Here is a 12,091-nt window from a genome sequence, read left to right on the forward strand (position 1 = left end):
TTCAAGGGTGCAAATAGTTGCAACGATGCTGCGATTGCTTGCATGCGGCGGGGCAAAAACCGCTTCGGGGAGGCCGGGAGGTGCCGGGTGGCGGTCCGCGATAACACTATTTGCACATTCCCCGGAGGGGAGCGTGCAGAAAGTGCGCGAATCCTCGCCGGGAACAGCTGCCGCGACGGGGTGACGCAGGAGTGGAAGTGGAAATGTTTCTCATATTTACTATACACTCGGCCCGCTGCCCGACCATGGCCCACGGTGCGGCAGCGCTCTCCCCAACCTTCACAGGCAAAACGATGAAAACGATTTCGGCGTTCCTATGTCTTCTCCTGTCCTGCACGGCCGCCATGGCAGACACGGCACGCGCCGGCTGCGCACCGGATGCCCTCGGCACGGTGCGCACGCTCACGCTCCAGCGCGAGGCGGCCGGCTATGGCCGCGCACAGTACGGTCCATTGCCGCTGCGCCCCGGCGAAGTGGTGCTGACCTTCGACGACGGGCCCGAACCCGCCACGGTGGACCGGGTACTTGCCACGCTGGCGGCGGAGTGCGTCAAGGCGACATTCTTCATGACGGGTGCGAACCTGGCCCGCCATCCCGCGCTCGGCCAGCGCGTCGCTGCCGCCGGCCACACGCCCGCGCTGCACAGCTTTGCCCATCCAGCGCTGGGGTCGCTGCCGCCCGCCGAACAACTGGCCGACCTGGAACGGGGCATGCAGGCTTTCGCGTCGGTATTCGGTACGCTCCCGGCCGCGTACCGCTTTCCGTTCCTGCAAGAAACCCCCACGATGCTGGCCGCGCTACGGGAAAGGCGGATGACGGTTGCCTCGGTCGACCTCGGCATCCTCGACTACGCACCGAACGACATGAGCATGGCCGCGCTGGCCGGCCGGCTGGCGCAGCAGCTCGACGAGACCGGCGGCGGCATCGTGCTCATGCACGACGCCAACGCCGCCACGGCCGACGCCCTGCCGACCCTCCTCAAGACCATCAAGGACAAGGGCTACAAGGTGGTGCACCTGCGCTGGGACGACGCCGCGGCGCCGACCCGATGATTTCCCGCGCCCGCGCCACCGGCACGGGCGTTCCCTCCCCTCACTGACAGGAAACGAGCAAACGATGATCAAGGCATGCGTGTCGGCAGGATTGATGATGGCTTGTGGCGCGGCATTCGCGCTGCACAGCCCGAACAGGCAACTGGAAGTAACGGTCGAAGTGCGGCCGGACAAGACCCTCTCGTACAGCGTCAAGCGCAATGGCCAGCCCGTGCTGCTGCCCTCGCCGCTGGGCCTGACCCTGGCGGGCGCCGACTTCGCCCGCCGGCTGGAGCTGGCCGGCACCTCGCCGGTCAGGGAAGTGTCCGACCGGTACACGATGGCGGTCGGCAAGCGCAGCAACATCCACTACCGGGCCAACGAGCAGGTCTGGTCGGTCGTGAACGCCGCCGGCCAGAAGATGGACGTGACGTTCCGCGTTTCCGACGACGGCATCGCCTTCCGCTACACGGTTGCCGACGCGGGCCTGCCCGTCAAGCGCTTCGTCGCCGAGGCCACCGGCTTCGCCTTCGACACGAAGGCCCGCGCCTTCCTGCAGCCGATGGCACAGGCCCGGACCGGCTGGGGCAAGACCAATCCTTCATATGAGGAGTATTACCAGGTGGACGTGCCGGTCGGCCAGCCGGCGCCGCTCAAGTCGGGCTGGGTATTTCCCGCGCTGTTCCGCAGCGGCGACACCTGGGTGGCGCTCACCGAAGCGGGCATGGAGGGCGGCTTCCATGCGTCGCGCCTGGCCACCGCCGCGCCGGCCGGCATGTACCGCGTCGCCGGGCCGACCGCGCCGGAAGTGTTCGCCAAGGGCCAGTTGCTGGCGGAAAGCCGCGGCTCCCTCGTCACGCCCTGGCGCGTGGCGGCCATCGGGTCGCTGGCGACCGTGATGGACTCCACCCTCGGCACCGACCTGGCCGCGCCCGCCATCGCGTTCGACGGCAAGCTGGTGCAGCCGGGCCACGCCTCCTGGAGCTGGCCGCTGCTCAAGGACGAACAGACCGTGTTCGACGTGCAGAAGCGCTTCATCGATTACGCGCACGACATGCAATGGGACTACACGCTGGTCGACGCGGAGTGGGACCGCCGCATCGGCTACGAGAAGATGGCCGAGCTGGCGCGCTACGCCGCCGGCCGCGGCGTCGGCCTGCTGGCCTGGTACAACTCGGCCGGCGACTGGAACGACGCTCCGCAGACACCGCGCGGCAAGCTGCTCACCCGTGAAGCGCGGGTCAAGGAATTCGCGCGCCTGCGCGCCATGGGCATCAAGGGGGTGAAGATCGACTTCTTCGGCGGCGACGGCGCCTCGATGCTGCGCTACTACGTGGACATCCTGAAGGATGCCGCCGACGCCGGCCTGCTGGTGAACTTCCACGGCGCCACCCTGCCGCGCGGCCTGCAGCGCACCTACCCGAACCTGATGACGGCCGAGGCCATCCGCGGCCTGGAATTCGCCACCTTCAACCAGGAAGGCGAGGATGCCGTGCCGGCCCATGCCGTGAATGCCGCCATGATCCGCAACCTGTTCGACCCGATGGACTTCACCCCCATGGTGTTCGGCGACATGCCCGGCATCAAGCGCGTTACCCGCAACGGCTTCGAGCTGGCGCAGTCGGTGCTGTTCCTGTCGGGCATCCAGCATTTCGCGGAAATCCCGCAAGGCATGGCCACCGCGCCCGAGTACGTGAAAGCGTTCCTGCGCGAGCTGCCGCGCCGCTGGGACGACAGCCGTTTCCTCGCCGGGGTGCCGGGGTCGCACGTGGCCATCGCGCGCAAGGCCGGTGAAAGCTGGTATGTCGCGGGCATCAATGCCGACGGGGCCCCGCGCACGCTGGAACTGGACCTGTCGTTCCTCGGCAACCGCAAGGGAGTCCTGATCACCGACGGCGCGCGCCAGCGCGAATTCAGCCGCGCCGAACTCGCGGCCGGCAAGGCCACGGTCACCGTGCAGCCGCGCGGTGGTTTCGTCGCTGTCTTCCGCTAGGGAGGCCGATCATGAAAAGACCCGACACCGCCCTGCTGGCTGCCTGCCTGGCCCTTGCCGCGTGGCCCGCCACCGCCGCCGCCGCCACCACCCCGCCCTTCCCCAGCGGCCTGGACAGCCATGGCCACCTGGCCTCCGCCGCGCCGCCGCGCGAAGGCTTCAGCCTCGTGCGCCTGGAGCACGGCGTGCAGTTCCGCCTCGGCGGGGTGACCAAGAACGTGATCTTCTACGCGCCCGACACGGTACGCGTCACCGCCAACCTGGGCACCAGCTACTGGACCAGCCCCAGCCTGGTGGTGGTGGACCGGCCCGGTCCGGTCGACTTCACGCTGGAGGAAACCGCCGATAGCCTGGTCATCGCGAGCGAACGCCTGCGCATCGCCATCGACCGTTCCAGCGGCGCGCTCGCATTTTCCGATGGCGCGGGCCGGCTGTACACGCGCGAGGCGAGCCAGCCGCAAATGGTCCGCAAGGTCGAGATCGCCGGCAGCCCCAGCTATGAAGTGGAAAACCGCCTGGCGCTCCAGGCCGACGAAGCCATCTTCGGCTTCGGCTATACCGACAGCGACAAGGTGAACCGGCGCCATGGGGAGCTGCAGCTGGTGCAGACGAACCTGGGGATCATCATTCCCGTGATGGTCTCGTCGCGTCGCTACGGCATCCTGTGGGACACCTATTCGAAGATGCGCTTCAGGGATGGGCCGCAGGGCGCCAGCCTGTGGGCCGAAAGCGCGCCCGGCGGAGTCGATTATTACTTCATGGGCGGCACCTCGATGGACGGCGTGGTCGGCGCCTACCGCCGCCTGACGGGCGCCGCGCCGATGTACCCGAAGCAGGCGTTCGGCCTGTTCATGAGCAAGGAGCGCTATCCCACCCGGCAGCGGCTCCTCGAGGTGGCCGAGACCTTCCGCAGGGAGCGCTTCCCGCTCGACTACATCGTGCAGGACTGGCAGTACTGGGGCGGCGACAAGGATGGCACGTGGAGCGGCATGATCTGGGACCCGGTGCGCTTTCCCGATCCGCGCGGCATGGCCGACCAGCTTCACGCCATGCACCTGAAGCTGATGGTATCGATCTGGCCCTCGGTCGGCAACGATACGGCGCTGGCCAGGGAACTCGACCGGCACGGCCTGCGCTTCGCCCCGCTGCACTGGATCTCGCAGAAGGCGCGCATCTACGACGCCTACAGCCCGAAAGGCCGGCAGATCTACTTCAAGCATGTGAAGTCCGGCCTGTTCGACAACGGCGTCGATGCGCTGTGGATGGACGGCACCGAAGTCGAAGTCGGCTCGGCCGCCTGGGACATGGCGAAGAACGAGGCCGACATCAAGGGGCTGGGCCGCAACGCCCTGGGCGACTTCACGCGCTACCTCAATCCCTACTCGCTGCTGACCACGCAGGGCACGTACGAGGGCCGGCGCGCCACCAGCGACCGGCGTGTGTTCACGCTGACCCGCTCCGCGTGGGCCGGCGCCCAGCGCACGGCCGCCGCGTCATGGTCCGGCGACATCTTCGCCAGCTGGGAAACGCTGCGCAAGCAGGTGAGCGGCGGCGTCAACGTCACCATCACGGGCAACCCCTACTGGACGCAGGATATCGGCGGCTTCTTCGTACGTCGCGACTTCCCGGCCGGCGAACAGAGCCCGGCCTACCGCGAGCTGTTCGCGCGCTGGTTCCAGTACGGCGCCTTCAATCCGATCATGCGCGTGCACGGTACCGACATCGAGCGCGAACCCTACCTCTTCAAGACGCTCGATCCCGAGGTGTACCGGTCGCTGCTGGACACGGTGCACCTGCGCTACCGCCTGCTCCCCTACATCTACGGCCTGGGCGCGCGGGTGACGAGCGAGCACGATACGATGATGCGTGCCTTGCCGATGGACTTTCCAGACGACGTCGCCACCCACGCGATCGACGATGCCTTCATGTTCGGCCGGGCCCTGCTGGTGCATCCGGTCACCCGCCCGATGCTGCGCATCGAGCCGCCGCCGCCGGCAACCATCCCGGCCGATTCCCTGCGCACGCCGGACGGCCGGAGCGGCCTCGCCGGCCAGTATTTCGCGGGGCGCGACTTCGCCACGCCCAGGGGCAAGGTGGTCGACCGTACCATCGACCACGCCTGGCCGGCGCCGCCGCTGGCCACGCTCCCGGCCGGCCTCGCCTCGCTGGACGATTTTTCCGCGCGCTGGAAAGGCTTCCTCGTCGCGCCGGAAGATGGCGAGTACGAGATCGGCGTCGAGGGCGACGACGGCTACCGCCTCTACCTGGACGGCAAGCGCGTCATCGAGAGCTGGGCCAATGGCGGCAAGCGCCTGGGCACCACGCGGATGACGCTGCGGCGCGGCCAGCGCGTGCCGGTAACGCTGGAGTACTACCAGGCCACCGCCGAACGCAGCCTGCGGTTGGCCTGGCGCACGCCGGCGGCCTTGCGCGCGCTTTCGACCGACAAGCCGGCGCGGGACACGACGATGCGCACTTATCTGCCACGCGGAACCGCCTGGTACGACTTCTGGACCGGCGAGCGGCACGACGGCGGGCAGGTCGTGGCACGCGACACGCCGCTGGCGATCGTGCCGCTGTATGTGCGCGCCGGATCGATCCTGCCGATGGGCCCCGTGATGCAGTACGCCACCGAGCGGCCGGATGCGCCGCTGGAGATTCGCATCTACCCCGGCGCCGACGGCAGTTTCACGCTGTATGACGACGACAACGAAACCTATGCCTATGAACGCGGCGAATCGTCCCGCATCCGCCTGGACTGGAACGACCGCGAAGGCGTGCTGTCGATCGGTGCGCGCGAGGGCAGCTATCCCGGGATGGCGATGGAACGCCAGTTCAACCTGGTGCTGGTGCAACCGGGCAGCACCGGGGGCATCGGCAACGCAGCCACCACGCAAGCCGTGCGCTACGACGGCAAGGCAGTCAAGGTGACATTGGAACGCTAGGGAACCGCCCGCGCGCGGGCAGTTTCCGCGAGCGCGCCTATTCGCCGACCAGGATGTCGATCGTGTGCGCGGCGAAGAACCCCAGATTGGGTGTCCGGTTCCGCTGCCCGCTGGGCCCCGTGTCGGCCGCGGGACGGAACTTGGTGCCGATCGGGATCAGCGTATCGAGGAAGGAGATGTCGCCCGGCGGCCAGGCCACGCGCGTATCCTTCGGGTCGGCGCCCTCGCCGGCCGGGTCGCGCGGCGTGAACACGCGTAGCGCCAGGTCGTCGCTGTGACTCACGAACGTGAGCGCCCCCGCATCGGTCGCGAAGCGCGCCCAGTAGACCTTGTCGTGCAAACCCTTGAACTCGGGGTATTGCCATGACTGTCCCGTGATGCCGTCGTTGTAGCGCTTCTCCCACACGTCGAACCCCACGCCCTGCGTGCGGTTCTTCCACACGCGGTACGGTCCCCTGCCCAGCCAGCGCATGGCGCGCACCTGGGCCTCCGGAAAGTCGAAGGTGACGCCGAGCGCATCGGCCTGCTTGCCGTTCTCGATGCCGTAGGCGTAATTCACCGTCAGCTTGCCCGATGGTGCCAGGCGCCAGCCGACCTGCCGCAGGTTGCCGCTGTACGTCGCCTGCACCACCACATCGGTTCCCTGCCGTTCCGCGCGGATCGCCGTCAGCGTGGCGCTGCCGTGCACCAGGCGCGGGCCGCGCGCCAGCGGTACGACCGTATCCCCCTTGCGCAATTCCCCCAGCATGCCGCTCGCCTTGTCGATCGCCACGGCGACCTCGCCGGCGCGCAGCCGATAGGCGTCCCCCGAATCGTCGAGCTCCACGGTGCCGGCCTCCTGCCCGCGGCCATCATGCATGCGCCGTGCCACGCTGTCGGCACTGGCCAGCATCCACGACCAGGTATGGATCTCGCGCCCATGCGCGTCGACCGCCGTCACGTACAGCGCGTCGCTGCCGGCGCGGTCGCGCGGCAGTCCCAGGTTCACGTGCCCGCGCAGGCCGGGGCCGATGTCGGGCAGGCGTGCCGTGCCCCGCGCCGTCACTTCGTGGCCCGGTCCGCTGCCGAAGCGCGCCAGTTTCCAGCGCAGCGCCACGTTCCGCAAGCTGCTGTGGTCGTAGCGGTTCTCGACCGCCATGCGGCCATCGAACGTGGCGGGCAGGTGCGCCAGTTCGGCCAGCGGCAGGTAGACGGGCGACCAGATCTGCCGGATCGCATAAAAGCTGCCCTCCTTCTCGCGGTAGGGGCCGAGGATGCCGTCGGGCGCGTTGTTGCCGGCCGTGTCGATCGCGCCGCCCCGGTCGGCGCGGACGATCCCTTCGTCGGCGAAGGCCCAGATGAAGCCGCCGGCGGACAGCGGATGGCGCAGCATCGCGTTCCACCAGTCGTCCAGGCCCGCGCCGGCGCCGCCGTCATACAGGCCGTGCAGGAATTCGGTCGGCATGAACACGTCGCGCCCCTGGAACAGCGAGGCGGCGCAGCAGCCGTACGCCGGATAATGCATGGTGTCGATGCCGCCGAAGTTCGCCCACGGGTGGATGACCGGGCGGCGCTGCATGTCCCACCGCGCAAACTCGTCGTCCAGTTCGAGGTTGAAGCCTCCTTCGTTGCCGTTGGCCCACAGGATCACCGACGGATGGTGCTGGTCGCGCTGCACCGTTTCCTTCACCAGCGGGCGTCCGGCCGCCGTCGAATAGCTCTTCTGCCACCCTGCCAGTTCGTCGATGACGTACAGCCCCAGCTCGTCGGCCGCGTCCAGGAAGTGGGGGTCCGGCGGGTAGTGGGACATGCGCACGGCGTTCATGTTCATGTCCTTCATCAGCCGCGCGTCGGCGGCGCTCAATGCCGCGCTGGTCGTGCGGCCGGAGTCGGGCCAGATGCTGTGGCGGTTCGATCCCTTCAGGCGCACCCTGGCCCCGTTCACGTACAGCCCGTCGCGTGGCCGCAACTGCACGGTCCGGAAGCCGACCGTGCGCGTGACCTCGTGCACTGGCCGGTTCTTCTCCAGGTAGGCGAGCTCCAGCCGGTAGCGTTGCGGGTCCTCGGCCGACCACGGGCGAATGCCGGCGAAGCGGCCGGCCAGGGTGGCGCGGCCGCCGGTCACCGCTGCCAGCAAGGGTCGCCCAACGGGTTTTCCCGCCATCGTGGTGAGCGTGGCCGTGACGATCCCGGTGCCGCCCGCGACCTCGACTTCGGCGCCGAACTGTCCGTCGTGGCGCGCATCGAGCGCCACGCGGTCGATCGACACCATGGGCCGGGCTTCCAGCCACACGGGCCGGTAGATGCCGGAAAACAGCCAGTAGTCGGCCTGGCGCTCCGCGCGGTTTACGGCCGGGTCGGCCGAGTACCGCTGCACGGTCACTTCGAGCAGATTGTCCCGCCCCGGCCGTACCAGCGCGGAGACGTCGTGCCGGAATTCATAGAAGCCGCCGCGGTGCACCGGTCCCGCCGGCTGGCCGTTAATGCGCACATGCGTGTCCGTCATGGCGCCGCCGAACACGATCTCGATCTTCCTGCCCTGCCAGGCGGCGGGCACCGTGAAGCGGTGGCGGTACTCCCCGGTGCTGTCCGGCGCCGGGTCGGTGGACCAGTCGTCGTAGTAGCGGTAGGTGCCGAAGCCTTCCATCTCCCAGTTCGACGGGACGGGGATCCTGCTCCACTGGTTGGCATTGCGCCCGCCGTTGACGCGGAACTCCCAATCGACGCGCTGGTCCTTGCCGGTACCGCTCAGGTACTGGACGGCGGTCGGCTGCGCGTGGGCGAGCGCGGTGAGCAGGGTGCAGCCCGCCAGAATGGCCATGATCGCTTGCGGCATGTGTGGTCTCTCATCATTGGATCGCGAAGGAGGCGGCGCAAGAGGCCGCCGGCTCGATTATCTCAGCGCGGGGCCTTGCCGTGGCGCCGCAGCGCTATCGCCGCCGCGCCGATGGCGAACAGTGCCAGCGTTCCCGGTTCGGGTACCGGGCTGGCTTGCGCGAAGGTGAAGTCATCCATGACGAAGAACCCTTCGTCGCGCGTGACCACCAGGCGGTGCACGCCGGCGAAGCCGGCGGCAACCCAGCGGTGGACGCCATCGATGGCGACGTGCCCGGTGCTGCCGACCAGTGCGCCGGCCAGGTCGTACCCATCGACCTGGACCCACCCCGCCCGCGCGCCGTTGATGCCCGGCGCGGCGAACCAGGCGCCGGTGAAGTCGAACGCGGTCGCGTGGGCGATTTCGAGCGCGTCCACGCCATAGCCGTTCATTATGTAGTTCGCGCCGGAGCGGGCTGCGTTGCCGTAGCCTTCCACGGCGGTGTCGCCCAGGTACCACCGGCTCCAGGCGAAGCCGGCATGGCTGCCCTGCTCTTCCAGGCTGACGAGGTTGCCATCGGCCCGCAGGTCGTCGAAGGAGATGAGGCTTGCGTGGGCATGCAGGGAGAAGAAAAAGGCCGCCGCGGCGGCCAGTCGTGTCGTCGATGCTTTCATGTCTATCCTGTTGGCTTGAGTGCGGCAGCCCGGCGAAGGGGCCGGGCTGCCGGTGCTTTACCGGCAAAATGCCTTGTCGAACGTGGGAACGCCGGCGCCGGACACCGTTATGCCGAATTCGACCGTGCCCGCGGGCGGAATGGCGGTATTCCAGCTCTGGTTGGGGACAGCGCTGTACGTGGGCGGGTTGCCGCTCACGGCCGCATTCCAGAACGTGCCGACCGAACTGTTGTCGGGATACGTCCACACGACCTTCCAGCCGTTCTGCGTGGCGGTGCCGTTGTTGGTGATGCGGATCGCCGCGTTATGGCCGCTGCCCCAGTCCGACGTCTTCACATAGGCACAGCTGTTCACGGCTTCGCTGCCGCCGCCCGGAACGGCGGGGGTGACAGGGACATCGCCGGCTCCATCGACCTTGCCGTAGACGATGCCGCGGCCGTTGCTGCTCATGTAGACCGTGCCGTAGGTGTTCATGTCGCCGATCACGAACTGGCCGTTGCCGGGCCCGCCGTACTGGTGGGCGTCGTCGTTGACACGGACCCACGTCGCGCCGCGGTCGGTCGAGCGCAGCACGCCGTGCGACGTGCCCACCGTGCCCCAGATGTAGATGGCCGGGTAATCGGCACCGGGCGCCGCCTTGCCCAGGCCGACCGCCGAGCAGCTGGCGACCGCGGCGACCTTCGTGAAGCTGGCCCCGGCGTTGTCGGAGTGGCGCAAGCCGTCCGCGCAGGCCCACAGGTGGCCCTCGCGGCCCGGCGTGGCCCGGATCAGCTTGCTGCCCCAGGCCGGCAGCGCGGCGCGCGCGACGAAAGAGGCGCCGCCGTCGGTACTGGCCAGCAGGCGGCCGTTGGGGGCGTCGTAGGCGTAGAACCGGGCCGGGTTGACCGGGTCGCCGACCGGATACGCGGACTCGACGGCCAGCCCGCCGATGGCCGTCCAGCTGGCGCCGGCATCCTGGGAGCGGTAGCTGGTCGTGGCGCCGGCGGGGCTGTGCAGCAGGATATTGCCGTCGGCGGACAGCGCGACCTGGCCGGCGCTGCCGTTGATGACCGGCGCCTGGGTCCAGCTGGCGCCGCCGTTGGTGCTCGTGTACAGCTGCCGGCCGGCGCGCGCCAGCACGCCGGGATTGCTGCCGGCCATCGCCAGGCCGGTGGTGGTGCCCATCGTCGGCGTGTGCTGCACCCCGTACGTGGCCGGGTCGGCATTGGCAAAGCCGTCGTAGTCGCCGATGACCGACATCAGCGGCCCGCTCGGCACGCTGAGCGCGTTCAGCGGCACGGTTTCTTCCAGTCCCTCGACGTTGAAATCCCACACCGGTGTCGCGGCATCGATGTTCGCCGTGCGGAACAGGCCATTGCCGGACGTGACCAGCACGCTGGCCGTGTCGAACGGGTCGAATTCGATCGAGCCGGTCCAGTGGATCGCCTTGTCGTCGATGTACGCCGCGCCGTTGTTGTCGACCTGCGTGCCGCCCGCCAGCACGTCGACCCAGGTGCGCCCGGCGTCGCGCGAGGTGTAGATGCGGTCGCCCCAGCCGTGTTGGCCCTGCGACCACCAGGTATTGATCGACGAGGCAACCAGGTGCTTCGGATCGGCCGGGTCGATGCTGATGCCGCCGAACGGGTGGTTGCGCCCGAGCGGCGAGATATTGGTCCAGTTGCCGCCGACCGCGTTGTACTCGTAGATCGCGCCGGTCGAGAGCGGGCCGGCGTCGCTGGCGGTGGGGCCGATGCCATCGGCATAGGCGATGTACAGCTTGCCGGTGGACGACAGCACGGCGCGCTGCGGCGACAGCGTGGCCGGACCGCCCTTCACTTCGGCAAAGGTCGCGCCGCCGTCGAAGCTGTAATACAGGTTCGCCCCGCTCGCGCCGGGGCGCGACACGCCCACGTAGATCCGCTGGGCCCGGCCGTCGCGCACGCTGGCCGGGTCGAGCAGCACGAAGTTCACGCCGTTTTCCGACGTGGTGCCGACGGCGAACGATGCCAGCCGGCTCCAGGTGGCGCCCGAATCGAGGCTGCGGAACAGCTGGCCGGAGCGGGTGCCCACGTACAGGATATTCGAGGAACCGGGGTCGACCTGCAGCTTTTCGCCCGTGGCGCGCCCCTGGCCGTTGCCGTGTGCCTTGAACTGGGCCGTCACGTCGTGCACCGTGAACGTCTTGCCGTAATCGGAGGAGCGCAGGATCGCGGTCTTGCCGTTGTTGAGGTAGGAAATGCCGGCCAGCATGTAGACGTTGGCGGCATTCTTCGGGTCCACGGCCAGGGCTTCGATGCCCTGGAAACCGACCTGCTGTTCGCCGACCCAGTCCAGCAGGGCGATCCAGCGGCTGCGCCGGGCATCCCAGCGGTAGGCACCGCCCACGTCGGTCCGCGCGTAGACGACGCCGCGCTCCGCCTTGCTGGTGACGATACCCGTCACGTAGCCTCCTCCGCCCATCGCCACGGTGTCCCACTGGTAATTCTCGGCATGCGTCCCGCATGCGATCAGCGCGGCTGCCAGCAGCGCGACTGCTTGTTTCACCTTCATGTCTCCTCCTTGGGATGGGGCGCCCGCCCCGGTGTGATCGTTGTCCTCGCAGGCCGGCAGCGCGGTGAAGGATGCCGGATGCGTGTCGCGGTGATACCGCGGCAGCAGGATAGGCCGGTGGGCGC

The 12,091-nt window shown here is 68.8% G+C and carries 6 protein-coding genes; 3 read left to right on the forward strand and 3 right to left on the reverse strand.

Going from position 1 to position 12,091, the window contains the following annotated elements:
- Window positions 1-344 precede the first annotated feature (344 nt).
- From V6Z91_RS26310 to V6Z91_RS26320, 3 genes are all read left to right on the forward strand, one after another.
- The gene (locus V6Z91_RS26310; protein WP_338763257.1) at window positions 345-1,052 is read left to right on the forward strand and encodes a polysaccharide deacetylase family protein; all 708 of its coding nucleotides are present in this window, start codon (window positions 345-347) and stop codon (window positions 1,050-1,052) included.
- Between the two features lie 64 nt (window positions 1,053-1,116).
- Window positions 1,117-3,024 carry a glycoside hydrolase family 97 N-terminal domain-containing protein gene (locus tag V6Z91_RS26315; RefSeq protein ID WP_338763260.1) on the forward strand — a complete coding sequence of 636 codons (1,908 nt, stop codon included), beginning with the start codon at window positions 1,117-1,119 and terminating at the stop codon, window positions 3,022-3,024.
- Between the two features lie 11 nt (window positions 3,025-3,035).
- Entirely contained in the window at window positions 3,036-5,969 is a 2,934-nt protein-coding gene (locus tag V6Z91_RS26320; protein WP_338763262.1) for a TIM-barrel domain-containing protein, read from the forward strand.
- 37 nt (window positions 5,970-6,006) lie between these two features.
- Here the strand turns inward: V6Z91_RS26320 and V6Z91_RS26325 are convergent, their stop codons facing one another.
- The 3 genes from V6Z91_RS26325 to V6Z91_RS26335 form a co-directional block, all read right to left on the reverse strand.
- Entirely contained in the window at window positions 6,007-8,784 is a 2,778-nt protein-coding gene (locus V6Z91_RS26325) for a glycoside hydrolase family 2 TIM barrel-domain containing protein (protein ID WP_338763265.1), read from the reverse strand.
- A 62-nt stretch (window positions 8,785-8,846) separates the two neighbouring features.
- The gene (locus V6Z91_RS26330; protein WP_338763268.1) at window positions 8,847-9,437 is read right to left on the reverse strand and encodes a PEP-CTERM sorting domain-containing protein; all 591 of its coding nucleotides are present in this window, start codon (window positions 9,435-9,437) and stop codon (window positions 8,847-8,849) included.
- A gap of 57 nt (window positions 9,438-9,494) precedes the next feature.
- Window positions 9,495-11,960 (reverse strand): cellulose binding domain-containing protein, encoded by a 2,466-nt coding sequence (locus V6Z91_RS26335; protein WP_338763271.1) that lies wholly within the window; start codon window positions 11,958-11,960, stop codon window positions 9,495-9,497.
- Between the last annotated feature and the right edge of the window lie 131 nt (window positions 11,961-12,091).

The sequence above is a fragment of the Massilia sp. METH4 genome (genome assembly GCF_037094685.1).
Classification (GTDB): domain Bacteria; phylum Pseudomonadota; class Gammaproteobacteria; order Burkholderiales; family Burkholderiaceae_D; genus Rugamonas.

What these genes read in the sequence shown, in the direction of transcription:
- V6Z91_RS26320 (WP_338763262.1), top strand. Translation starts at nt 3,036, where the DNA reads ATGAAAAGACCCGACACCGCCCTGCTGGCTGCCTGCCTGGCCCTTGCC.
- V6Z91_RS26315 (WP_338763260.1), top strand. Translation starts at nt 1,117, where the DNA reads ATGATCAAGGCATGCGTGTCGGCAGGATTGATGATGGCTTGTGGCGCG.
- V6Z91_RS26310 (WP_338763257.1), top strand. Translation starts at nt 345, where the DNA reads ATGGCAGACACGGCACGCGCCGGCTGCGCACCGGATGCCCTCGGCACG.
- V6Z91_RS26325 (WP_338763265.1), bottom strand. Translation starts at nt 8,784, where the DNA reads ATGCCGCAAGCGATCATGGCCATTCTGGCGGGCTGCACCCTGCTCACC.
- V6Z91_RS26330 (WP_338763268.1), bottom strand. Translation starts at nt 9,437, where the DNA reads ATGAAAGCATCGACGACACGACTGGCCGCCGCGGCGGCCTTTTTCTTC.